The sequence below is a fragment of the Hymenobacter sp. GOD-10R genome (assembly GCF_035609205.1).
Taxonomy (GTDB): Bacteria; Bacteroidota; Bacteroidia; order Cytophagales; family Hymenobacteraceae; genus Hymenobacter.
Genome location: NZ_CP141184.1, coordinates 3521432 through 3547079, shown reverse-complemented (window position 1 = coordinate 3547079; position 25648 = coordinate 3521432). Strand labels below are relative to the sequence as shown.

Sequence of the window (25648 nt, the reverse complement as noted above, 5' to 3'; positions counted from 1 at the left end):
AAAGCGCTGCCTATTTAGGCAGCGCTTTTTGTGTTCATTTTAGTAGTAAGCAAAGTGCATTACCGGCCGTTGCAGTTAGCTACTTCTTCGTGAAGCCTTGTTCGGTAAGCTTCACCTGAGTCAGGTCGAAATGGTATTGATTGGCAAACTGCTGGGCAATGTTGCTGCTGAAACTTGCCGTTTGGCCGGTTTTGAGGCTCTGCTGCCACCCCGATAATAGGATAAGGGTTTGCAGCTTTAGCTCTTCGCCTAGCTTTGCTACGGTGCTGGCATCGGTCAGGCTGGTGTTTTTGCGTAGTAAACCGGCCGCTTGCGTGCGTAAGCCGCGGTCCATGGCGGGGGTAATGGCCTTGGTGTCCTGCACGTTGTTGGCTACCACATAAGCTATTTCCAGGTACGCAGCCAAGGCGCTAGCTGCGTCATTGTCTTGAAAGCCGGAGCCTTTGAGTCCCGCCGCGTACAGCTGGCCGTAGTCGGTTTTGCCCGGCCCAAAGGCTGCGTTCAACGCTTTGGCTTGGGCCGGGTTGCTGGTTTGCAGGCGTTGGGCTAGGTTTTGTACCGTTTGCTGCCGCAAACTGGCGGTGGGCGTATACGTCAGGCGTGCGGTACTCTTGGTAGTGGCCGCATCGGAATCGGATAGCTTGATGCCTTTCTCGGTTGCCCGGCGTTCTGCGTCGGCCCGGATAGCGGCACTCATGGTCAGGGTTTGGACGAGCTGGGGCAGGTCGAGGGCGCCGCCGAGGTCCATATTTTGGGCCGTCGCGGGCATGCGCATCGCAAGCAAGCCGAAGGCCGCTATAACAAGCTGTTTTCTCATAACCAAAAAACGTTTCGTTGAGCTAATCAAAAGCCACGAAGGCTTGGGCAGTTGAGCTTCAACGGGTTTTCGGCTCGGAGTGTTAGCTGGCGAGAAAAAAGGATATTGCTTACCGTATCCTGCAACGAACTTCTTGTACGGCGCAAATCATCTTAATTGTATACAAAGTCCACCGACGAAAAAGATGATACCCCCGATGATGAATAAAAAAGGCATGGCCTGATGCTCCAGCGTGTCGAGAACAAAATCATGCGGGTTATCAGGGTTGTAATACAGACTGACAGACTTCCCTGTGTAGTAGTGAGATTTCGAAGAGTTAAACGAAGGCTTCACCGTTATTGATTGTTGATCTGTTGTGTGAAAAGTAACGATAGGGCCATCGTTGTGGCCAACAACGATACCAGTAGTAAGGACTCCTTGTTGACGAAGGCGGCGATACTGACGTCTGAAACGCACGCCTAACCACAATAGCAGAAGGCCAATAAGGACAGTCGGAAGCTGATCGGGCGTAAACTGCATCTCCACCGTTAAGGACGTTTTAGCACCTCTCGAATCCCACTTAACCCACCCGCAATGCTTTCCAGCTTGTCGAGCATTTGCAGGAGCTGGCCGGCGCCGGAGTTGCGGAGGTTGTCGCGGAAAGTGGTTTTGATTTCTTGCCAGCGGGTTTCTTCTGCGGGCGTGAGCCAGCCGAGCAATTCGCGCAGCTTGAGTAGGTTAGCCTCGGTAGCGCTGGTTAGGGTTTGGGCTTCGCCTTCGTAGTGGGAGGCTAACAATTGCTCAATTTCCTGCGCGTTCATCACGGGGCGCACCTTTTCAGCTAGCTTGTTCATGTTGCGGTACGAGCCTTGGAGCTTGAACGGCGGCTCGGTGCGGTAGGCGTCGGCCTGGGCGGCGCTGGCAATGTAAGCGGCGTTTACGCGGGCTACTACGTCGCGAAGACGCACCAGCTTTTGGAGCACGGCCACGTATTCGTTTAACTCCTCGGGGGCATGGTTACCCTCGAAGCTAAGGCCATCGGCTTGACCAGTTTCGGCCAGGCGAATGAGGGCGGGCACGTCTTGGGGGCTCTGGGTGGCTAGGCGAGCTAGGGCGGTGTTGCTGGTCAGGGCGTTTTCGAGGTAGGAGAGGCGAAACGCTTCTTCGGAGCCGGCCGTGAGAATATTCCCTAGGTTGTAAATGTCGGCGCGGTTGGCGAGCATGTCGGGGATGCGGAATACTTCGCCGCTCTCCGTGTAGGGGTTGCCGGCCATCACCACGCACACCTTGCGGCCGCGGAAATCATAGGTGCGGGCCCGGCCCTGGTACACGCCCTCAATTTTGCGCTGGGCGTCGCAGAGGGAAATAAACTTTTGCAGGAACTCGGGATGACAGTGCTGAATGTCGTCCAGGTAGATCATCACATTGTCGCCCATCTCAAAAGCTAGGTTTAGCTTCTCTAGCTCCTGCCGCGCACCCGCGTTGGGCGCTTGCGCGGGGTCAACACTGGTGACGGCGTGACCGATGGCCGGACCGTTGATCTTCATAAAGATGAGCCCCAGACGGTTGGCTACGTATTCCAGCAATGTTGTTTTGCCGTAGCCGGGCGGCGAGATGAGCAGCAACAGACCCATCAAGTCAGTGCGCTTGCCCTCACCCGCCGTGCCGATCTGCTTGGCTAGGTTCGCCCCGATCAGAGGGAGATACACTTGGTCGATGAGACGGTTGCGCACGAAGGAAGTGAGTACGCGCGGGCGGAAATCTTCGAGACGCAAATCGGCAGCGGCTTGGACTAATAGCTGCTTTTTTAGCTCCTGAAAAGCCTCGAACTGCGGCACCGTGGTGCGGTCGTAGTGCAGCAAGCGCCGCCGGAAATCGGGGAAATTTAGGAGATACTCGTTGATAGCTGCGGAGCCTTCATTATTCGCCACAATCCGCGGGTGTGTGCCTTGAAAGCCGGTCAAGGTTTCGCGCAACGGGGTGTGCACCACCCGCGCCGCCTCGTAGGTGGTGGTGAGCAGCAACACGGCGCACTCATTGCAAAAATCGGCCAGTGTAGTAGCCGAGGGTGCCTGCCGCAAATACGCCTGTAACCATTGCCGAATCAGAAGTAGCTGAGCCGCTGGCTGATCTTGCAACCCAATGACCGACTGCTGAAACAACTCCGTGGCCTGCCGCCCCTGCAACGACTTCTGGAACTGCTGATACAACTCTGCCGCCTCCGCGGCAATAATGAAGTTACCGGTATGAGTTAGCTCGTGAAACAGATAATCGCCCGCTTCGAGCACCTGACCTAGGGTAAACAAGCCGGTAGCCTGCGCGAAGCCTTCCACGGCCGCTTGTAGCTCCGCTTTAAGCTCGTCAAATTCCTGCGACTCGGGGAAAACCTGGAGCAGCACGCCAATGCCTTGTAGCTGCCGCTCCCAGTGCGCTCGTTGGTCGGGATCAGCGAACCGAAGCCAAAACAAGCTCGCGGCGGCGCGCGTGTCGGCGGGGTAGCGTAGCAAGTCGGCGCTGCGGGTGAGGCGCACCAAGGCCGCGAGCAGCAAGGCCGCGTCGTGGTCATGCACCCCTTTGAGGTAGCCTTCCTGATAGCGCGGAGCCATAAATTGCTGCACGTAGGTCAGCAGTTCTGCCTGGCTTAAGTGAGCTAGGTCAGAAATGGACAGCACGGCGGGCCGGCCAGTATCGAGGTCGGCGGGCGCGGGGTGCTGCGCCGCTTGTAGGATGCGCCAAGCTAGGTATTCAGCCCGGTACACCTCCTGGTTTTCCGACACGGCCGTTTGCTCCCAGACCGCGCGGGCTGCCAGCACGGCTGGGTTGTCCACTTTCTGGAAGAAGTTGGTACCAGTAAGGTGGTAGTGCAGGTCGCCGTCGCGGAGTACCATTGTCAGGTCCAGTGGTTGGGTGTTGACCGTGAAAGCGTGAGGGCCGAACTTAATCGTTTGGCCGCCGTCGGTAAATAAATCAGCCCGGTCGCGGAGCTGGCCCACGGCATCTTCGCGCACGGTTTTCAGGCGGCTCTGCACGACGTCGGCCTTCACGGAGTCACCTAGGTTGAGAAGCTCTTGTGCCGTTTGACGCACCTTCTCCACCATCACATCGGCAGCGAAGTACCCGTTGATGTCGGCTACCGATTCCAGGCGACTCACGCGGCTCTGCACGGCTTTCAGGAGGCGCTCGGCGCTTTGCAGCAAGGCCGTAGCACGCTGATTACGAGCCGCAACCAAGGCTACTTTCTTAGCTTCAAATGCCTCCACTACTTGCTCGCGCCGACTGGTCAGTTGGCTCAAGAACTGGTCGAAATCGGGGAACTTACCTTCCAGCTCCTCCAGCTGCACCATGAGCTTAGTTAGATACTCGTCGCACTTGGCGGGCGTATCAGCTAGGTCGAGGTAGTTGGTCAGGGCCTGCTCCAACAGCTTTAGTTGAGCCGTAAATTCGGCCTGGGCCTCGGTGCCAGCTAGGGCTTGCCGCCGCCTTTTCAGGGCCGCCCGAATCTGGTTGAAGCGGGCATACACCGTGGAGATGTTGTCGATGATGGCCGTGGTTTGGGTTGAGTCGGGGATGGGCAGGTTGCTCACCACCTCAATCAACAACTCTAGCTCCTGCGCTACGGTGGCGGTTTCCTGCTCGCGCTGGTCGGCTTCCACGGTTTTCTGCACCTGCTCCACGCTGTCGGCAATGGCTTGCACGCGCTGGCTGTAGGGCGCCAGCGCATCCGGCTTTAGCAGGAATTCTACGGTTTGGGTCGCTACTTCCTTGCTCAGCGTGTCGAGGGTGGCGGCGTGCTGCTCCACGGTGGGCAACTCCACGTAGCGGAGCTCTTTCAAGGAAATGACCTGCCCTCGAACTGCGCGCAGCTCGCCCAGCAACTGCACAAACTCCGTGACGGTATCGGGCGCGGCACGACGAATGCGGGCCGTCAGCTCATCGGCCTTCTGGAAAACCGCCTGGGTTTGCTGCGCCGTGTTTTTGCGAATGCTCTGTACCTTTTCAAACTCCTCCACAGCCGCCGTGGCCGTCTGGCGGATTTCGCCCAGCGGCTCAGCTAGATTTTGGGCCGCCGGCTCGCGCAGCCAGTGGTAGCTGTCGGTGAGGGCAGTCGTTTGGCGGATGAGGTCGAGGTAGAGGCCGGCGTACGAGTCATCTTTGCTAGTGAGCGTTAGTACCTCCTGCACCTCGCTCATAGCCCGCACAATTTCCTTATTGCCTAGCTTATAGAGGTACGAATCGGACGTGACCGGCAACTCAAAATCGGGCGCGGTGTAGGGCGTCTGCCAGATCTGTACGGCGTGGTGCTTCTTGGGCTCGTCGTCAGCGCGGAAGTAGCACAGCTCCCCGTTTTCAAATAGCGCGTAGCCGTGGCAAACAATCGGGTTGTCGACGCGCTGGGCAATGCGGTTGTAGCTCAGTAGTAGGTAAGTGCCTGCTTCCTTCTGATAGAAAACGTAGAGAAAATCTTCCCCGTTGGGCGAAGCTAGGCGCTTCTCAAACAGCATGTCGCGCAAGCCATTGTCGAAGAGTTTGTTGTCGCCAGTTTGCAGGTAAAAGCCATGCGGAAAGATGAGGCCTTGCCCATCCGGCAGCAGCACGCACGCTTCCGCCAGCGCGTCGAGGCGCTGGGCCGTTTTGAGCCGGTAGTTGAAGATAAAGTAACGGTACTGCTGCTCCTGGTAAGGCCGAATTTTGAGCAGAATGAGGTTGCCGACTACCGCGTAGTAGATTTCCGAGTCATCCAGCGACTGGTCCTTATCATCAACGGGCTCGGCCAAGATACCTTGCCCCGTAGTCGTATTATCCTCGACTTTGATGGTCAGGTCGCCGCCGATGGTTTCCACGAACACCTTGTCTTCGATGCTGATGTGGGGGTGCTTGCCGCCGCGCTGCATGTCGCGGGTGGCGCGCTTCCACTGGAACTCGTGTTGGGGCGGAAAGGTGTATTCGTGGTCCGAGCGGTTGTCGAGGTAGGTGAGCGTGTCGCCCTGTATGAGCCACTTGAACGTCTTCACATCCGAAGCACTCTTGCCCACCCGAAACACCATAAACAGGTGCGCCCCAATCACTGCAAACTTCACGAACTGCGTGTTCTTGTAGTAGCGGTACAGGTTGCGGAACTCCTCCAGAAACTGCGGGTTCTGCAGCAACTCCAGGCCTAAGGGGTGAAATTCGTGCTCAGCATACTCGTACGCCCCGAATACGTCGGCTAAATCCGGCTCCGCCTTCAGGCCCAGCACCACGTTGTACCCAAAAAGAAACCGTTGCCCTACCGGTACCATGTCCCAGGGCACGCAGTTATTCTCGGTGGTAATGCGGCCGGTGCCAATAAGGCGCGTATCTACCGCCCCAAACACCTGCTTGCGCTCCGCGTTCAGCTTGTCCAGGCGCTGCCGCAACTCGGTGCTGCTTTTGAGCAGGCGGTTGCGCAGGATTTCGTAGGTGCCGGTTTCGAGTTGGGTGGGGGCTTGAGCTTCCATAGGAGGGCAAGGCATAGACCCTTGCAAAGAGAAAAACGGCTAGTTAGTGTTAGTGGAGAGCCGCAATTGGGCCTTCAGAATAGCAGTAGCTGGATCCGTTATAGCATAGATGACGGCAGTCGTGTCACCTTTTTCGTGGGTGCGCAAAAAGGCTCTGGTCACTCTCGTTCTCAGGGAATATTTCACGCCGCCAACTACATACTGCACGGATATCCGCTTCCGCCTGTGGGTTCTAACCCGGGTAATGATGCCCGTGGTATACCCCGGGTTTTTTAGAATCAACGCCCGCTTTTCGGCCCTATCCGCTTTGACGAGGTAGAGGATGCCCGCAAATAAGGCAACACCGACTACCAGCCCAAGGACGATGCTGACTACTTGCCGGGTCGTGGTGGATGAATTATTAGAATCAGGTGCTTGCATGGGCCTTTTGCCAGAATTAGATACTTGTTTCCCTCTTCAAATGAGGAAGGGTAGGGAGGCCCAGGCTTTAAATCTGGGCAGATGTTCTCTCCCATACTCGCCTCACCCCAACCCCTCTCCTCTTTCGGAGAGGGGCTCTAGTTGTAGCTTGCAGAGGTAGACACAAAGTTGTGCTAGGTCTAGCTTAAAAAAGCTAGATGCTAGTTCCCCTCTCCTTTTTCGGAGAGGGGCTAGGGGTGAGGCACCTTACTTCAGCTCCAGCATCTTCGCCGGCTTGTCACTAATGCCTAGGGCCGTGGCCGTGCCGGCCAGCTGCGTAATCGTAGCGCGGGTAGTATCATCGCTGGCCTTGTTCATCATTTTGATCAGCAGGGCCGAAACGCTAAGGTTTTTGACTTCTTCACTGCTGAGACCAAATTGATCTACGAAGCGGCGTAGATTGGTTTTGAAGTCGCCGCCACCATTGCCGTCGAGCGGGAAGAAGGCATCTTTCACGGTACCTAGCACCTCAGAATTGTGCACGGTGCGGTCCACCATTTTGCCTTTGGTGATGGAGCCAATAATCTGGTCGAAGAACATGGTTTCGCCACCCACAATGTCAATTTTGGCAGTTTTCAGAGCTTCGCCAATAACATCGGCTTGCGAAGCGGCAATGTCTTTCTGAATACTGATCTGTGCCAGCTCCACCGATTTCTCTTTGTCGAGGCGCAGCTTGAATTCTTCGTGGTCTTTGCCCACGCCATCGAGCTTTTTCATGGCGTCGGCTTTGGCTTCGATGCCTTTGGCTTCCACAGCAAACTTCTGCTCCGATACGGCAGCTTCGGCCAAGCCTTTCTTCTGTTCGGCATCAGCGCGAGCCTGGATGATATCGGCGTCAGCGAGGCCTTTTTCGCGGTTTACTTTCGCGGCTACTAGACCTAGCTTCTCGTCGGCTTCGGCTTGGGCACCAGCTTTGGCCTGAATAGCTTGAGCTTCAGCAGAAGCAGTAAGCTGAAGCACGTTGGCTTGCGTTTCACCTTCCTTCTGACGGGCGGTAGCTTTGGCCTGCATCACCTGTGCTTCGGCAAGGCCCACGGCGGCGGCTTTGCTAGCTTCGGCTTCGGCGAGGGTGCGAATGGCCTGGGCTTTGAACTCTGACGCGGCTTTTTCGGCTTCAGCATCAATTAGGGCTTGCTTGGCGCGGAACTCGGCGGCTTGCTTTTCCATGTCAGCGTTGCCTACTAGGCTCACCGTGGCAGCTTCGGCTTGTTGCTTGGCAGCTGTAACAGCCACTAGCTTTTCGCGGTCGGCCTGGGCTTGGGCACGCGTGTCTTTGATCTTTTCTTCTTCGACCACGGTGGCTTTCTCTACCGTGATTCGCTCTCGAATAATCGTCTGGATGTTCTTTTTCTCCTCCTCCAACGCTTTTTCTTTCTCGATCTGCGCCAGGGCCACAATTCGCTCCCGCTCATTAGCCTCTAAGGCTTTGGCCTGCGCCACGCGCTCCGTTTCCACGGCGTCGGTGCGCTGCTTGTTGCGCTCAGCTACGAGCACCTGCCGGTCGCGGTTTTGCTCGGCAATGCGCACTTCCTCTTCGGTTGCAATGCGAGCTTTTTCCGATTTGAGGCGTTCTTCCTGCTGCACCTTTTCGGCTTCGGCTAGCTCACGGGCCCTAATGTTAGCAATTTCGCGCTTCTGCTTCTCCTGGTTTTCAATCAGCTGCTTTTCAAGCTGTAGGATGGTTTCCTGCGCTTCAACGTCTTGCTTCTTGATCGTTTTCTGCTGCTCACGCTGAATCGAGTTGGCCTGAATCTTCTGCTCCGAGGTTAGAGCAATAATTTTCTTAATGCCCTCGGCGTCCAGAATGTTGTCTTGGTTAAGGGAGGTAAGGGGCGTTTGCTCCAGGTAGTCGATGGCGCAGTCGTCGAGCACGTAGCCGTTCAGGTCAGTGCCGATGATGCGCAGAATTTCCTGCTTGAACTGCTCGCGGGAGTTGTATAACTCGATGAAATCGAAGTGCTTTCCGACGGTTTTGAGGGCTTCCGAAAACTTGGCATCGAAAAGGTTTTCGAGGGCTGCGGGGTCAGAGGCGCGGTGTGCCCCGATGCTTTGGGCCACGTTTAATACGTCGTCGTGAGTTTTGTTGACGCGCACAAAGAAATTAACCTTCACGTCGGCGCGCATGTTGTCTTTGCAAACCAGCCCCTCAGAACCAGCTCGCGCAATGACGATGGTTTTGAGCTTAATATCCATTACCTCAAGCTTGTGCAGCACCGGCACCACAAAGATGCCGCTGAACGACACTTTAGTATCGCCCATGCCAGTGCGCACCAGGGCTTCGCCCTGCACGGCTTTTTGATACATACGCGCCACAATGGCGATAAAACCTAATAGAAGGACGGCGAGGATGATAATCACCGCCAGCGATAGTTGTTCTAACATGGAAGGATGAAGTAGGAGTAGAATCAAATGTTGAATTGACGCGCTAGGAAGGTTGTAGCGTAAATAAAAAACGACTGGTTAAGAGCTAAAGTAGGAAGGCGGGAAGGGCAAGTTTCGGGCCGAGGCTGGCTTAGCGCGGGTTGGCATAACCCGCTAAACCACTTCGTAAGGCTCGATCAAGTAGCAGCGTCGCTCGGCATCGTAATCGATAACCAGTGCGGAATCACCTTTATGCAGTTCCGACGCGGCCGACACAGCGCGCACATTTAGCACAAGCGGGGCGCCACTGAGCAGCTTCACGCTAGCTTGCCCCAGCCGTTCGCGCGTAGTAGGCAGCAACACGGTACACACTTTGCCCAGCGGCTGCGCACCTGTGTCATGGTTCTTTTCCAAAGCGCTGAACAAGCGCACGAAAGGTGTGGTCAGTACCTTGGCAACTAGCAGGCTGCCAGCTAGAAGAGGCACTAGCAACAATAGCCCCGGCAGTAGCGCCGCATTGCCGAGAAAATAGTTCAGCAGGATGCTGCCCACCCACAGCGGTAGGGCCACAAAGCTGAGAAAAACCATCAGTGGCACGCGACCTAGGTTGAAGAAACCGAGCACATGGTTCAGCCACGACACGCTCATACCCGCCGCGCTAGGTATAGCGTGCTCGTGGTGCGGACCGTCGAAGTCATGGCTGGTATCGAGGTCGAGGCTTTTGAAGTCAAGCAAGCCTATAATCACCGTCAACCAGTATAGAAGAATGAAAACTAGCAGCCCGGTAGGAAATAGGTTGGGGGGTAAAACGGCCGCGCGTAAAAGTTCAGTCATGCGGTAAGGGCGACCAGCTAAAAGAAAAAAGGGGCAAAGTGCCTGAGTAATGTTTTTGATATTTTGCAGAGAATCAGGCTACTCCAGACCTAGCTTCGCCTTAAGAGCTTTCAGCTCGTCACTGGCTTGGCCTGTGCTGCCTAGGCCTAGAGCCTTGTCAATCTCCTGATCGACGCTGCGGCTTTCTTGAGCGATTTGGCCATAGGATTCAGCCAAGGCTTCTTCGGTAGCAACTTTTTCCTTCATACGTTCAAGCAGTGCCACTGTGCCTGAGGAGTCGATTTGAGCTAGCTGCTGGTTAATAGTTTTAGTGGCAGTGCTCACCATCACACGGGCTTTCAGCGTTTTAAGCTCGTTTTCCCACTGACTAATAGTTTGCTTGAGTTGCTGCACGTTTTGGTCAAGCTGCTGGGCGGTAGCTTCAAACTGCTGCTGCTCCGCGGTGGCGCGCGCACGCTGAGCTTCGTGCTGGGCTTTCTTCAGCAGGGCTTCACTGGCGAGCCGGTCGGCTTCAGAACTCATAATTTCTTGACGCTGAGCTTTCTGAAGCAGTAATACAGCTTTGTTTTCGTAGTCGAGGGCGCGGGTATGCTCCGTGTCGGCTTGGTTCCGCGCTCGGATGGCTAGGGCTTTCACTTCGGCCAACGCGTGCAAGGCTTTGTCAAGATCTTGACGCAGGTCGCGGAGGCTTTGCTCCGTCATCTTGATGGGGTCTTCGAACTGATTGATAGCAGAATGCGCTTCGGCTTGCCCAATCTTAAACAGGCGGTTGAAAAGGTTCATAGCAGGTTGTGAAATTAGCGCCAAGCCGCTGCCCCGAGCTAGGGTGGGAATGACGAGTTTAACCTTTGGAAAACTGAATGAGCTCATCGCTAAACTCGCTGAGTAAGAGAGCCAGAGAGTTGAATACTGCTTCAAGCTCGGGGCGGTCGAGGTGCTCTAGCTGGAGGGTGTCGCGGAAGATGACCTTACGGCCTGTTTCGTCCAGCACGAAAGCCCCGTGGATAATGTCGCGGTTTTTCTGAAGCAGGCGCTGGTACACCTCGCAACTCGGCTCTGGCAGGTCGAGTAGGTACTGCTCCATGATAAGAAGCGGGTCGCCGCACCCCAGCACCAGGTGGTCAATACCTAGCTCCGGTTTGCTCACCACAAGTAAATTATTGGCTGCGTCGACGCGACGGATATCAAAATCTAGTTCGAGTAGGTAACTCTGAATTGTTACAAAGTAAGAATTGGTCATGCTATAGAAGCGAAAAACAACGCGAGAATAGCCAAAAAGTAGATCGTAGCTACCTGCTCAAAAAAATAGCCGTTTGCAAAAACGATATGTTTATAATGCTGTAGATTTGCTACACAAGAGTAAGTAAAATCTATATATGCTCAAAGCTTGAGCGAGAAATAATTCAATCAATGTCGTACGTTGGTAAGAACATTCGCAAGATAAGAACTGTGAAAAAGCTTAGTCAGGCAGCTTTCGCAGAGCTTTTTGGTTTGGCTAGGCCTAGCGTAGGAGCGTACGAAGAGGGCCGATCAGAGCCCAAAATGGAAACACTGATTCAGATTGCTCATCATTTTGGCTTATCAGTTGATTTGCTATTAACAAAAGAGCTTACTGTAAATGAGCTCTACCACTTTGACATCTTCAAGCAGCCTGAAGCACCCGTTGAAGTACCAACGGTAGCACCCGTGCAGTCAGCACCGACGCTAGCTTCTACGCCCTTCGTGCCTGCCGACCGGCGCATGGAATATGTGGTGCAACACCATGACTCCGCCTTTCTCAATTCGTTGCCGATGCTGACGTTCCCGCACCAACTTGGACCAGGTACGCGCGCATTCGAGATTGTGGGCGCCGAAATGCAGCACCAGCAGCAAGGCTTGCGTCATCAAGATGTAGTGCTCTGCCAGAGCGTGGATATGACAGCACCTAGCTTACGGGTGCACCGCGTATATGCCTTCGTAACGCAGCGGGGCTTGTTGGTGCGCCGCCTCGCCCAGCGCCTTCCCGACAATGTGCTGAAACTCCGAGCCGATAATCCCGATTACGGCAGCGAGGAGTTTGCCTTGGAGCAGGCTCTCGAAATCTGGGAGGTAAAATCTAATTTCACTACCCACCTGCGGCCGCCATCTACTATCGAAGAAAGAGTTACTCGTCTTGAGCGACAAATAGAAGAGCTGTTGACCCGGCTAGGTTGATAGGGTTTTTCTCTATGATCAACGACAAAAGAGCCCGAGAAGCTAGCTGCTTTTCGGGCTCTTTTTGCCATACTATTGAAGTGCTGGTATGCCTCAAATGCGGCGCTTCAAGCGCAGCGAGGTTCTGAAAATCTCCCCATCGGATCGGCGCACGATTAGGGTAATAGCCCGGCCATCGCCGGATTGGAAAAGATGGTTGATCTGCGCCAAGGAGTATCCATCGGCGGGCTTGACACCGATTGAAAGCAGCTCATCATTCGGCTTCAGACCCGCGGCTGCGGCTGCGGAGTTAGGCGCGATGTTCGTGATGAGAAACTGCCGGTATTCTGGGCCGGTAGCGAGCAGCTGGGCGCCGCTCATATCATACTCAAACGCATGATCGTGCGCGCTATTCGGGCGAAGTAAGAGCTGATTATGCGGGTAATCGATGACGATGTTGAACCGTCGTAGCGCATCAAAACCTAGGGTGCCATTGCGCGGTATCTGAATGCGGTGGCTTAGGTTGCTCGAATCGGGAAACGACGTGAGCAAGGAGTGAATCTGGTAGCTGCCGAGCTGAAGCGCCGGCACGCGGCCTAGGTAACCCGTGATGGTGCCGCTCAGACTGCGGCCCAGATCAGTGCGCAGCCGGTTTGCTGGCAGGTGCAGGCGCGGGTCGGAGGAAGTTTCCAGCGATAAAGCATGGCCCGCCCCCGTATCGAGCACCAGTTTGACCGGCAATTCTGCCGAATCGGCCATCTTGATGGTCGTCTTCAGGTAAGGCTTGGAATCTTCTATGAGAATGGGTACGCTCGTCCAGCCTTCGCCTTTGAGTGGTGCTTGCAGCGTGGGGTCCGAGAAGGTAATGCGTCCGACGCGGGGCTGAATGGTCACGACGAAGCTACGGAACAGGTCGTAGCCAAGAATGCCGTGCACCGGCGTGCCCATCAGGCCCGCTAGGTCCAGCACGTTCTCGGTGACGGCAATGAAGGAGAAGGCGGGCGCTTCAATGCCCGCAATATCAACGCGCACCGGCTTCGTACGGTAAGCCGTAATGGGCGCCTGCTGCCCCACGCCAGCCAGACTGTACGCCTTCGAATCGGGGCTCAGGCCCAGCAGCGTGCTTACCTGCGGGTCGGTGATGAGCGAGGAAGCAGCCCCCGTATCGAGCAGAAAGTTGAACGGACCTAGGCCATTGAGCTTGGCCGAAATCACAATCAAGTCGCTCTGAAGCTCATACGAGATGGTCACCCGCTGCAACTTGGCCCGCTTGAAGCGAAAAGGCATGCGCTGGGAGTAGTTGGCGGTGCCCCCTGGTTCCCCGGGCCGATCTGGGTCTGCCGCATATCCGGTCCCGCTCAGCAGCAGGCACAGCCACAGTAGCCGAGTAGCTCGATACCGAAACGCATTGCCGCGCCCAAGCAGCACGTGAAAGAAGGTCAGTAGTCTGTGCTGCGCCACCGCAAAGCGGCGTGGCCCGTGTCCGTTCGTCTTCATAGCACCTAGATTTGTAGCGTCTTAAATCGGTGCCGCCGACGCCTACGCAGCGCCGTACGACCGAAATCTGCCGCTATACAATCATCTGCGGGCGCCGGCTTCAATGGCTATTGTGTGAAGTGACAGATTCTTCGTGTGAAATGCCCGTTTGCTGGCCGAAAGTGAGTGAGGGCTGAGAGCCCCAGAAGCAGGCTGCTTCGGCGGCCAAAACGAGGCGGCTGCGCGTTGAGCCAAAGCCAACAAGCTAGGTGCTACTGTTCAGCTAGTTGGGGTTCTACATCAGAAAAAAAACACTCTGGATAACCGCATAGGCAGCTTGTACAATAAGGCGTGCTTCCTGGAAGGCAAGTGCCTTCCTTGCCCGACCGTCAAGTTTTGAACGGCGGGCTACTGCTATCCTTCACTCTGCCTATTGCTACATGAAAACAAGCCTACTTATGAGCTTCTTGCTCATCTTCAGTGTGGTGCATCAAGTACTGGCGCAAAGCCGAACCATCACGGGCCGCGTCACCGACAGTCAGTCGGGACAAGGGCTGCCGGGGGTAACGGTGCTGTTGAAAGGAACTACCAACGGCGTTTCGACCGACGCCGACGGGCGCTACAGCCTCACCGTGCCCGAGGGGAACGGCACCCTCGCTTTTAGCTCCATTGGCTACGTGAATCAAGAGCGGGTAATCGGGGCAGCCAATCAAATCAACGTGCTGCTCGCTACCGACGCCCAGCAGCTGAAAGAAGTGGTGGTAACGGGCTACGGCGGCTCCCAGGATGTGAAGGATATCACGGGCTCAGCGGCTAAGATATCGGAGGAAAAGCTGCTGAACCAGCCCGTGCAGAGCTTCGACCAGGCCCTCACAGGCCGGGCTGCAGGCGTGCAGATCACCAACGCCAGCGGGACCCTAGCGGAGGGCGTCTCTATCCGGATTCGGGGAGCTAACTCTATCAGCAACAGCTCCCAGCCGCTGATTGTGGTGGATGGCGTGCCGACCAACTCCCTGGAAAACGCCAACCAGTTCAACTCCGGCAACGGTACGCGCTACAACACCCTAGCCGACATCAACCCCAACGACATTGAGTCGGTGGACGTGCTCAAGGATGCGTCGGCGGCCGCCATTTACGGTTCGCGGGCGGCTAACGGCGTGATTATCGTGACCACCAAGCGCGGCAAGTCGGGCCAGAACCACATTTCGCTCAACTCCTACGTGGGCATGAACGAAACCGTGCGCCGACCCAAGTTGCTGAACGGCGACCAGTTTATCCTGATTCAGAACGAGAAGGCGCTGAACCGCTTCGGGCCGGGCACGCCCAACTCCGTTATTGCCCGCGATGTGGATTTGAATGGCGACGGCCAGCCGGACCGCACCGACTGGCTCGACGAGTTGTTTCGCCGCGGCTTCTCACAGAACTACCAAGTATCGATGTCGGGCGGTACTGACAAAGCGAGCTACTACGGCTCCGGCGACTGGACTGACCAGAAAGGCGTGCTGGTAGCCAACCGCTTGCGGCGGGGCTCAGTGCGTCTGAATCTAGATTTGCAGCCGGTAAAATGGCTGAAAGCCGGCATCAGCACCAGCTACTCGCAAACGTTGAACAACGGCGTGCTGACCGATGGGTACCTAGCCGGCGCAACGGTGTCGGGCTATAATGCCTCGCCCATTTTTCCGGTGCGCGATGCCAGCGGCAATTACTTCCTCGATTCGTTCGGCAACCTAGGGGGCGACGTGTTTACGATTGACGGCACCGCGTACCCGTTCTACCGCACTTTCCGCCTGAACGCGGTGAACCACCCCAGCGCCGTGCTGGCTTACCAGCGCAACGATAACACCTCGCAGCGCCTGCTGGCTAACGGCTACGCCACCGTGGAACCGGTTACGGGCCTGAAGATCACGACGCGCTTTGGCATCGACTACCTACAAAACTTCGAAGACCAGTACAGCGACCCGCGCCTGTCGGGCCTAGGTCGGGTGCTCGGCTCGGGGTTGGTACAAGACAACGACCTGCGGCAGAACCTCTGGAACTGGGCCAACTTCGCCAACTACACGCATACTTTCGGCGCCGACCACAACCTCGACCTGACCGTGGGGGTGGAATACCAGCTGGAAAAGCAGCGGCAGATCGGGTCCTACGCGGCCAACTTCGCCGATCCTAAGTTTCGGGAGATTCTGTCGGGCTTGTTCACCGAGCCGCTGCAACCCGACGGCTCGCGCTATACCCAAGGCTTTGATTCCTACCTAGCTCGCGTCAACTACTCCTTCGGCAGCAAGTACTACGCCTCCGCCAGCTTCCGCGCCGATGCGGACTCGCGTTTTGGCGAGAACAACCGGCGCGGCTACTTTCCCGGCGGCTCGGTGGGATGGCGCCTCTCGGAGGAAGACTTTCTCAAGGAGTTCACCGTTATTAATGACCTGAAGCTGCGCGCCAGCTATGGCGTGGTGGGCAACTCCAACGGCTTGCTGCCCTACGCCGCTCGCACGCAGATAGGAGCGGGGCAATATGCCGATATCAACGGCTTGAGCATCACGCAGGTGGGCAACCCCGACCTAGCTTGGGAGAAGTCAAAGAAGCTGGACATTGGACTGGATGCCTCGGTGCTGTCCAACCGCGTTGGCCTAACCCTCGATTACTTCAGTAACAACATTACCGACCTGATTTTGGATGCGCCCGCCCTGCGCACCACGGGCATTCCGAACTCCGTGGACTACGTGCGCACGGTGGTGACCAAGAACATCGGTTCGATGTACAACCGCGGCCTGGAAGCGACGCTGAATACCACCAACGTGCAGAGCAGCACCGGTTTCCGCTGGACGTCGGCGCTCAACTTCACGGCCATAAAAAACCGCATTACCACACTTGCTACCAACTTGCCAGTGCCCGAAGGACAGGCCGCCAACCCCAACGACGTCGTAGCGAGCAACCAGCGCGCTAGCGTAGGTCGGCAGCTAGGCGTGTTCTTTCTACCGCGCTGGGCCGGCGTGAACCCCGACAACGGCAACGCGCAGTTCCTGGATGCGGCTGGCAACGTGAAGCAGTACGACGCTGTGGCCCGGCAATGGCTGACGGCCGAAGGCACGGCCACCACGCCCATCAGCACCTCCGACTACAAGTACACCAGCAAGAGCGGCTACCCAACCTGGTACGGCGGCTTCGACAACACGCTTTCTTACAAAGGCTTGGAGCTAGGTATTTTCCTGCAATACAGCGGCGGCAACATGCTCTACAATGCTACCCGCGCCGGCTTGCTGACCACCTATTATAATAACAACCTCACCGAAATTCTGGACCGGTGGCAGAAGCCCGGCGACCAGACCAACGTGCAAAAGCTGGTGCTCCAGGACAACGTATCCACGCAGGCCTCGACACGCTGGCTGGAGAAGGGCGACTTCCTGCGCCTACGGCAGCTCAGCCTAGGGTACAATCTGCCCAAGCCGGTGTTGGAACGCTTCAAGCTCGGCAACGTGCGCGTGTATGCGCTGGTGCAGAACGTGTTTGTGCTAACCGGCTACAACGGCACCGACCCGGAGGTGAACTCCAACCGCAACAACACGACCCAGGGCACCAACGGCAACATCGCCTTTGGGGTCGATAACCGCGCCGTGCCGCAAGCCCGCAGCTACACCGTTGGTCTTAACCTCAGCCTCTAGCCCGCCATGACGACGATGAAAACCCTAGCTTTTATATGGAAGGGCGCGGCCGCCTTCGTGCTGCTCCTGACGCTGGGCTGCGACGTGCTCAACCAGGAACCACCCGCCAGCCTCACGCCCGAAGAAACCTTCAGCACGCCCGACCGCATCGAGAAAGCTGCCCTAGGCATGTACGATGCGCTGCAAAACCCTGAGTTCCTGGGTGGCCGCGCCTTGATTTACAGTGATGTGCGCTCCGACGACACCGACCCCTCGCCGTACTTCAATCCTATTGCGAGCTTCTCGGCCCTGGCTAACGACATCCAGATAACCAACGGTTGGACCGGCGGCTACCGCACGATCTACGCGGCCAACTTCTTCCTGCAAAACTTCGAGCCGAATGCGGGGCTGGTGTCGCCGGAGCTAGGAGCGCAGTATCGGGGCGAGGCCAAGTTTATCCGCGCCCTGACCATGTTCCACTTGGTGAACCTGTTCGCCCAGCCCTACAACTTTACTCCCGACGCCTCGCACCTAGGTATCCCAATTCAGCTTACGGCACCCAATGCGGCCTCGGCCTACGACGCTTCGCAGCGGCTGTCGCGCTCGTCGGTGCGCGACGTATATACGCAAATCGTCAGCGACTTAACGGATGCCGTCAACGGTCTACCTAGCTCATATGACGACCCCGATTTCACCAACGTGGCCCGGGCTACGAAGGGGGCGGCGCAAGCTTTGTTGTCGCGGGTGTACTTGTACCAAGGCAACTATGCGCAGGCTGCTACGCTCGCTGGCGCAGTTATCGGTTCGGGGTTGTACGCGCTGAACCCGGACCCGGCCACCGCCTTTTTGCCGCCCTACAACACGCCGGAGTCCATCTTCTCGGTGGCCATGAACACGAGTGACAACCCCAACACCAACAACGCCATCGGCCAGCACTACAGCCCCACCGGCCGCGGCGACATCACCATCTCGCCCTACGTGGCTATTCCCACGTCGCAGTTTCCCGCCGACGACAAGCGCCGCACGAACCTGGTGACGGTTTCCAGCAACATTCCGTACACGGGCAAATACAAAACCACCGGCGACTGGGTGCCCATTGTGCGCTACCCCGAGGTGCTGCTGAATCGCGCCGAGGCGCTAGCCAAAACCACCGGCCGCACCCAGGATGCCGTGGATCTGCTGAACCAAGTACGCAACCGCTCCAAAGGGGCTAGCACGCCCGCTTATACCCTCGGCAGCTTCGCCGACGCACCGGCCTTGATTAATGCCATCTTGCTGGAGCGGCGGCTGGAGCTAGCTTTTGAGGGCCACCGCTACTACGACCTGCTCCGTAACCGCCTGCCCATCCCCGCGCACAGCACCACCCCAACCATCCCGTACGGCGACAACCGCGTGGTGCTGCCCATCCCGCAGGTAGATCTGCAAAACAATCCTAACCTGGCGCAGAACCCTGGGTATTAGCCTAGCGATTGGAGCGCACGGTCCGCAAAAGTCCTGGCCAGGATGACTTGTGGGCTCTTTCAAAAAGCACCGCCTCTTCGGGCGGTGCTTTTTTATTAGAAGGCCGTTGCGGTACTTGGTCCCGCCATTAAGCTCTCTTGCCCTATGTTCACTACTCATCCAGTACTCGTTACCGGCTCGTCGGGTCAACTGGGCCGTGAGACGGTTTTGCTGCTGCGCGCGAAAGGGTACACCGTGGTCGGCGTGGACCTGGTGCCGGCCCCGACCACGGATGCGGTACTTGATATCCGGGATGCTGACGCCGTGCAGGAACTCGCCCGCGGGGTCGGCGCTATCATTCACACGGCGGCGTTGCACGGCAAACACTACGACCTGCAGGTGCCGCGTCTGGAGTTTATTCGCACCAATATTGAAGGCACGCTGCACCTGCTCAACGCGTGCGTGGCCCACGGCATTCCGAAGCTGCTCTACACCAGCACCACGTCTATTTACGGTCAGGCGATGGTGAATCCCGACCGGGCCGTGTGGGTGGATGAGCAACTGGTACCGCAGCCACGGGATATTTACGACATCACTAAGCAGGCCGCCGAGGCGCTGTGCCAGGATTTTTGCGAGAAAGAAGGCTTGCAAACGGCCGTGCTGCGCGTGTCGCGATTCTTGCCCGAGCCCCCAAACCTAGCCCTAAACCATCGCCTCTACCGCGGCCTCGACGCGCGGGATGGAGCGCTAGGTCTGCTACTGGCGCTGGAACATCACTTCCCTGACTTCGACACGTTCAATATCTCGGCGGGTAGCCCGTTCCGACCCGAGGATATGATCCAGTTGCGCCGCGACCCGGGCGCCGTTGTGCAGCGCCGCCTGCCGCAAGCAGTTGACGTGTATGCGCGCCAAGGTTGGAACTTGCCCACGAGCATCGACCGGGTGTACAGCATCGACAAAGCCCGGCGGGTGCTTGGGTACCAACCGCGCTACACGGCCGAATACCTGCTCCAGGAAGCGGCGGCTACCGTTCCCCAGGCGGAAAGCTAGGTTTCCGTTGGCCCAATCATCCGCTTCCCCAACCCACGGTCCTGGCAACGCATTAGGAAGAATCAGCGCGTTGCCAGGACCGTGGGTTGGGGGAAGTACAAGGTGACCTAGGTCAGGATTTTGATAGCTACTGGCCCTAGTGAATGGTTAGCGATTCTTCGCTAGAAAGGTCTTCACGTTGTCGCGGTAGAAGCGGGTCCACTTCAGGGTGTGGCCGCCGGTGAGCTTCACCAGGTATTCGCCGTTGAAATAGCACTCTAGCTCCTCCACGTAGTTCAGGTTGACGATGTAGGAGCGGTTGATCCGCGTGAAATCGGCTGGGTCCAGGCGCTGCTCTAGCTGCGTGAGGCTCTCGTAGAGCGTATAATTCCGCTTGAGTGTGTGCAGGGTGATATAGTTGCCATCGGCATCGAAATACAATATATCCTCGGCCTTGATAAAGAACAGCTTGTGGTTGTCCTTCACCAGCATGCGCTTCAAATAGCTAGGTTTGGCAGGCGGTTCTTCGCTCGTCAGCAGACGCATGAGCGTGTCGATGGTCTCCTGAGGCTGGGGTTGGGCTAGGTTTGTTTTCACGTGGCGGAAGGTTTGGTGGAACTGTAACTCAGTGAACGGTTTCGGCAGGTACGACACGCCACTTTCTTCCAGGGCGAGCAGCATGGGCTGGTCGGCCGCGGCAAGAAACACGACGTGCGGCTGGAAATGCGGCCAGATTTCTCGCAGCACGCTGAAGCCATCGAGGCGGGGCAGCTGCAAGTTCAGGAACACAACATCGGGGCGGTGGTGCAGCAAGGCAATGAGTGCCTCTGTGCCCGTGGAGGCCTCCGCGGCTACCTGAAAGCCAGCAGCTTGCTCCAGGTAGAGGCGAATGGTTTGGCGCGTAGCTAGCTCGCTATCGGCAATAAGAGCCTGGTAACTCATGCAGTGAAGCGCTGAGAGAACGAAAAGGAGGGAAGGAAGAGAATACGGCCACGGCTCCACCTGCTGCAAGGTGGCTCCCCTCGGGGAGCGAGCAACAGCGCCGAACTGCTGCTTAAACCGCACACGAGCTGTGCTTGCGCATTAATCCCTCGGGTGAGGCGTAGGAGGCAGCAGCAACGAAAATGCTACTGCGCCAGCTGCTTGAGTAGATGCTTCGGTAGTCTGAGTGGTTGCCTGTATAGTTGAAAGACCAGCAAATTTACCAAAGGCTGCATAGTATTACGAATTTGTTCGTATAAATAAAAAACGGACGGTTGGCGTTGTCTTTTTGGGGAGGGCAGAGCGGGTAGCGAGAGCAGGGTAGGTAGTTAATCCAGCCCCTAATAGGGTTAATTAACTAGATAAGTTGGGCCAGAATGGCCAGCGTAAAAAGCCTTCTTTGTAGGCTTCGGAGGGCGAGGGTATCGTGGATACCGCCCAAAAGTCGAAACGTTACAGCTAGGCGCTGATTTTATTTTTCGTCAGCTTGAGGGCTGGTAGTAGGGTAGGCGAAGCTAGGTTCGTAACGGGTGCAGTTTGTGATGAAAGTTGCTATCAACCAATAACCTAGATAAAATGGGGGTTCACGGCTGCGTGGGCACTGGTAGCAACACGTAGTTTTCCGAATTAGACTCTCGTACTACTTGCCAGCCCTCATTCAGCTGCAGCGTATAGCCAGGACCCGTCACGGACCTAGCCTGCACCGTAGCCGGATAGCCGACGATAACCTGATCCTGTTTTGGCCCTAGTAACGCGCCATCCTCTATGGTTAGTATGCCCCAGGAATCCGTTACACGCAGGGTCGGGTATACGGTCCCCGCTTCCGCCAGCGGCTGCGCGGTGCGTGGGTCGAAGGCCATGTTCATTTGCCGGAGCGGAATAAGGAGGTGGGGCTCTTCTAGAAAGCGGCGGCGGTAAGCGCTGATCTGCTGTTGGCGTTGCTGCTCCCTCTCTGCTTCTTGCTCCAGAATGGCCTTGCCACCGTAGCGCGGTAGCGCACTAGCCGTCCACGAAGCTAGGTTGCGCGGCATCGTCACGCGCAGGCCGGTAGCAAATAAGTCGGCCAGGTCGGTCTGCGCAGTAATGCCTTGGTTCCAGTCGGGTGTGCGCCGGCGTAGCAAGAACCCATAGACTGGAACCGTCTGATAGGCAAACGAGCGTACAAACGACGGGTTTTGGGGAAAAGAGAGCAGACTTTGCCGCAGGTGAGCCACGGCGGCGGGAGTGGGTCGTTCGCTGAGCACCTGCCCGGTATATTCGGCCAGCCCTTCGTTGAGCTCAAGCTGATTCTCCGCCGCGGCGGCTGCCGGATACAAGCTGCGCCGGTACGCCCGAAAAGCCAGCGCGGCTCGCAGGTGCGCGGTCGTTGCCCGCCGCGACGGTGCCAATAGCGCGCGACGTAAAGCCACTAGCTCTAGCTGTAGGTACGTGCGACCGGGCGCCTCATCCAAGTGTGCGTTATCGGCCTCCGTTAGGGCAAGTTGGAGTTGCGGTTGCAGGCGATGAAACGACTCGTGCGCGAGTAAGTTGATCCGCTCAAAACGGTCAGTAGGTAAGGGCAAAGCCACCATCGACCAGCGCCGGCCGGCCCAGCGCACGGCCGTATTTGCCACGTTAACTGCTGCCGGCAACTCGCCTGCGTACAAGCCTTCTGCCTCGTGCAGCACGCCCGCCGAATCAGGAACGTTGGCCAGCACCCGCCGCGAATCAGCTGTTACGAGCAGCAGCGGCCCATACAGTGGGGTGCCCCAGAGCTTCCCGCCGTCGTGCTGACTGGCAGCCTCTAGGTCGGCAAAGGCTTGCTTGGCTACTTGCTGGTCAGCGGCCGATTGCCCTCGGCTCATGCGCGGCGCGGCCAGCAACACGAGTCCGCCTAGTAGGCAGGGCACTAAGCAGGACGGAAGGAGAGCAGGGCTTTTCATAACAGAAAGTACGAAATTTTACGCCATAAAGCAGGAAGTTATCCTAGCCCGCGCGGCGCTTTTCGTCTTCGGCGCCACTCTGCCGCCGTTTGGTGGGGGCTAGCTTCTCGTTGCCGAAACGGTAGCTAAACGCCAGGGTTGCCACCCGCGAATCGCGGCGCTGGTAGAAGCGCTCCACGTAGGTGTCGTAGGTGGAAGTGGCGCGGGCAGGTTGGGTAAAGAAAATGTCGGTTACGTTTAGCTTCAGGTTGGCTTTGCGGTTCCACAGGCTCTTCTGCAAGCCCGCGCTGACCTCACCCAAGGGCCGTTGCACTAAAAAGGCGTACACCTCCCGCGACTGATAGTTGCCGTTCAGCTCGGCGCTCCAGCCCTTGCCAAAGGTGAAGGTATGATTGGAGGTGAGCTGGAACGACGCCCCGCCCCGGTTGAGGTTCGTGCCAGCTAGGTCGCCCTTGAAGCGGGTGTAAAAAACCACCGCGTTGTTGTAGATCGTCCACCACTTGGCCACTTCCACCGGCGCCGTGAGTGTGAGGGCATAATAATGCTGCTGCGCCAAGTTGCGGGTGGTGGAAACTACGGTGCTGTCGGTTTCGGGCTGCACCACCCCGATAAGTGGCTGGCTGGTGAGGCTGTAGCTCAGACCTAGGCTGTATTTCTGCTTGAAGGTATGCGTGAGCTCTAGGTTGTAGCTGGTTTGGGGGCGCAAAGTGGGGTTGCCACTGCCGAAGGTCGTTTTGTCGATAATTTCGCGAAACGGATTGAGCTGGCGGTACGACGGCCGGTCGATGCGGCGGCTGAGCGAAAGACTAGTTTCGTGCTGCTCGGAAAACGTGCGCTTCACAGCCGCGCTTGGGAACAACTGGAAGTAGTGACGCGAAAAGTCCTGGAACTCCACTTCGCGGTCTTGCTTGCCCACGGCGTTGGTTTGCTCGCCGCGCAGGCCTGCTTGCAGCGTCAGCTTGGGTTGGGTGTAGTTCACGTTAACGTAGCCGGCGTTGATGTTCTCGTCGTAGCGGAAGCGGTTGGAGCGACCTAGGTCGAGCTGCCCATCGGTGAAAAACTGTAGGTCATTGTCGGCCGTCACCAAGCTGGTTTTGGCACCCGCTTCCAGGCGCAACGCCTTGCTCAGCGGGTGCATGTAGTCCACCTTAGCCGACTGAATGGTGAGCCAGCCCAACTGGTCGCTGCTGGTAGTCGTAGTGGGCTGGGTGGCGCTGAAAGTTTGCAATAACTGCTCGCGGGTGCTACGGTAGCGAGCATAGTCGGCGTCGGCCGTTAGTTCGCGGGCGCCTAGCGAATCATCAAACGTGTGGCGGAAGTTGACGTTGCCCGACAGATTCGGAAAGCGCCGGTCGAGGTAATTGGTCGAGTTATAGGCCTGCGTTGTGCCCCGCAGTAGGTCCTGCAACACCGAGACATTGGTGCCATCCGCCGTGATGTGCGCCGTCTGCCCGTTCACCACCGCGCCCACGGTCGTGCGCTTCGATAGGTTGTAGTCAAACCCGAGCCGCCCGGTGTGCGAGATGTTGTGCGTGGGCAAGCGGTTATCCTGGTCGGTGATGCTGATGGGCTGCCGCTCACCGCCCGCCACTCGGTTGTAAAAGTCGCGGTGGATGGTCAGTTTGGCAATGCCTTGGCGGTCGGAGTAGGTGTAGGAGCTAAACAGATTGAGCTTGTTTTGTCGATGGTTCAGGCTCAACCCGGCGGTGTACTTGTTGTACTGACTGCGTCCGTAGCTCAGGTTGGCCGTGCCGTTGGTGCCTTCGCGCTGGTCCTTTTTGAGGTTAATGGCAATGATGCCCGCGCCACCTTGAGCGTCGTATTTAGCCGGCGGGTTGGTAATCAGCTCAATGCTCTTGAGTTGCTCGGCGGGCAGGGCGCGCAGGTAATCAGCTAGCTCGGTGCCGGTCATGGGCTGGCGCTTGCCGTCGATAAGCACCAGCAACCCTTGTTTGCCCCGCAAAGCTAGGTTGTCATTGCTGTCGATAGTCACGCCGGGTGAGCGGCGCAGCACATCCAAAGAGGTGTTGCCGGCAGCCAGCGTCGAGCCTTCCACGTTCACGACCGTTCGGTCGGCGAGGCGCTCATACACGGGCTTTTGTCCAACCACGGTTACTTCCTTCAGCTGCGTAGCTGTGCTGCTGGCGAGGGTCAGGGCGGGTAAGTTGATCGGGGTGTTGGTCACTTCAAACGGCTTCGACCATTGCCGCCGAAAGCCTACTTGCGCTGCTGAAAGTAGGTAACGCCCAGTCGCCGCGCGCTCAAATTGAAATAAGCCTTTGGCGTCGCTAAACTCGGTTTTCACTACCGCCGAGTCATTGGCACGGTGCAGGGTGAGAGTCGCGTAATCAAGGGGTTTGCCTGCGTCGGTTTGAACGGAGCCCCGCACATCGGCCTGCGCCTGCACGCTCTGTGCTGCGCTAAACAAAAGGAGCACGAGCAAGCCACGCTGCGTGGAAATCGCTGCTAAGTCAGTGCATTTCATGGGAATAAGTGGTTGAAATTCGGTTGTTGGAAAAAGGAAGAGTGGAGCAACAGAGCTAGGTAGTTCGGGGTCAGGACAAGCAAGAAACTAGGTGGTACGATGATATATCATTATGATTAGCTCGTGTATGCGGTTAGGAGAGTAATTAAGAAGGAGAGTAATAAGAAACTAAGTGGTTGTAGAAGAGTCGTTAGGTTGCTATTGCCCTTGTTCTGCGGGGAAGTGAACCAAGTGAGTAGAAATAATTGACTCGCTACGAAATCCTTCGTGGCAAACATACGAATGAATTCGTATATACCAGCTGGCATAGTATCTGAATTTTGTATTCAGTCTAACTAGAGTATGTACTTGCTCAGAAATCGAATTTGATAACGATCAGTCATGTGCATTCTAAGTCCTTGAATTAAAAATAATGATATATCATGAAAAAGCTTCATCAATTCGCAAAAACAAATACAATTTCTAAAGTGCTGCATCTTTATGAATGAAGCTTGGCCGGAGAGACTAAGGGCGAAGCTTTTGGTTAAGGGGCAATTCCTTAAGGAATCCTTGCTGCATAAATGCATTGCTCATGTTCA

The 25648-nt window shown here is 56.9% G+C and carries 15 protein-coding genes; 4 read left to right on the top strand and 11 right to left on the bottom strand.

Features of this window, described 5'->3' with window-relative positions; genetic code table 11:
- Positions 1–79 precede the first annotated feature (79 nt).
- From SD425_RS14150 to SD425_RS14125, 7 genes are all read right to left on the bottom strand, one after another.
- On the bottom strand, positions 80–817 hold the full coding sequence (locus SD425_RS14150; protein ID WP_324670589.1) for a hypothetical protein: 738 nt from the start codon (positions 815–817) through the stop codon (positions 80–82).
- Between the two features lie 147 nt (positions 818–964).
- Positions 965–1336: a DUF3592 domain-containing protein gene (locus tag SD425_RS30025; protein ID WP_416381002.1), complete on the bottom strand. Its 372-nt coding sequence runs from the start codon at positions 1334–1336 to the stop codon at positions 965–967.
- A gap of 8 nt (positions 1337–1344) precedes the next feature.
- Positions 1345–6273, bottom strand: a complete 4929-nt coding sequence (locus SD425_RS14145) for a DNA repair ATPase (RefSeq protein WP_324670588.1) — start codon at positions 6271–6273, stop codon at positions 1345–1347.
- Positions 6274–6939: 666 nt separating this feature from the next.
- On the bottom strand, positions 6940–9114 hold the full coding sequence (locus SD425_RS14140) for a flotillin family protein (RefSeq protein WP_324670587.1): 2175 nt from the start codon (positions 9112–9114) through the stop codon (positions 6940–6942).
- A gap of 153 nt (positions 9115–9267) precedes the next feature.
- Positions 9268–9927: a hypothetical protein gene (locus SD425_RS14135; protein WP_324670586.1), complete on the bottom strand. Its 660-nt coding sequence runs from the start codon at positions 9925–9927 to the stop codon at positions 9268–9270.
- A 78-nt stretch (positions 9928–10005) separates the two neighbouring features.
- Complete coding sequence (locus SD425_RS14130) at positions 10006–10710, bottom strand: PspA/IM30 family protein (protein WP_324670585.1); 705 nt, start codon at positions 10708–10710, stop codon at positions 10006–10008.
- 58 nt (positions 10711–10768) lie between these two features.
- Entirely contained in the window at positions 10769–11167 is a 399-nt protein-coding gene (locus SD425_RS14125; protein ID WP_324670584.1) for a CesT family type III secretion system chaperone, read from the bottom strand.
- A 170-nt stretch (positions 11168–11337) separates the two neighbouring features.
- Here SD425_RS14125 and SD425_RS14120 point away from each other — a divergent pair, with 170 nt between their 5' ends.
- Positions 11338–12120 (top strand): LexA family transcriptional regulator, encoded by a 783-nt coding sequence (locus SD425_RS14120; RefSeq protein ID WP_324670582.1) that lies wholly within the window; start codon positions 11338–11340, stop codon positions 12118–12120.
- A 93-nt stretch (positions 12121–12213) separates the two neighbouring features.
- On the opposite strand, the gene SD425_RS14115 is transcribed toward SD425_RS14120, so the two are convergent.
- Positions 12214–13596 (bottom strand): aspartyl protease family protein, encoded by a 1383-nt coding sequence (locus tag SD425_RS14115; RefSeq protein ID WP_324670581.1) that lies wholly within the window; start codon positions 13594–13596, stop codon positions 12214–12216.
- Between the two features lie 419 nt (positions 13597–14015).
- Between SD425_RS14115 and SD425_RS14110 the strand changes: the two genes are divergently transcribed.
- The 3 genes from SD425_RS14110 (at position 14016) to SD425_RS14100 (ending at position 19703) form a co-directional block, all read left to right on the top strand.
- Entirely contained in the window at positions 14016–17234 is a 3219-nt protein-coding gene (locus tag SD425_RS14110; protein WP_324670580.1) for a TonB-dependent receptor, read from the top strand.
- Between the two features lie 15 nt (positions 17235–17249).
- Positions 17250–18674, top strand: coding sequence for a RagB/SusD family nutrient uptake outer membrane protein (locus SD425_RS14105; RefSeq protein ID WP_324670579.1), 1425 nt, complete (start codon positions 17250–17252; stop codon positions 18672–18674).
- Positions 18675–18818: 144 nt separating this feature from the next.
- A complete protein-coding gene (locus SD425_RS14100; RefSeq protein ID WP_324670578.1) occupies positions 18819–19703 on the top strand; it encodes an NAD(P)-dependent oxidoreductase in 885 nt (294 codons plus the stop codon).
- A gap of 147 nt (positions 19704–19850) precedes the next feature.
- Here the strand turns inward: SD425_RS14100 and SD425_RS14095 are convergent, their stop codons facing one another.
- The 3 genes from SD425_RS14095 to SD425_RS14085 all read right to left on the bottom strand — a co-directional run bounded on the left by SD425_RS14095 (position 19851) and on the right by SD425_RS14085 (position 25070).
- Positions 19851–20624, bottom strand: a complete 774-nt coding sequence (locus SD425_RS14095; RefSeq protein ID WP_324670577.1) for a LytTR family DNA-binding domain-containing protein — start codon at positions 20622–20624, stop codon at positions 19851–19853.
- 623 nt (positions 20625–21247) lie between these two features.
- Positions 21248–22552 carry a hypothetical protein gene (locus tag SD425_RS14090; protein WP_324670576.1) on the bottom strand — a complete coding sequence of 435 codons (1305 nt, stop codon included), beginning with the start codon at positions 22550–22552 and terminating at the stop codon, positions 21248–21250.
- Positions 22553–22628: 76 nt separating this feature from the next.
- A complete protein-coding gene (locus SD425_RS14085) occupies positions 22629–25070 on the bottom strand; it encodes a TonB-dependent receptor (protein WP_324670575.1) in 2442 nt (813 codons plus the stop codon).
- Positions 25071–25648 lie beyond the last annotated feature (578 nt).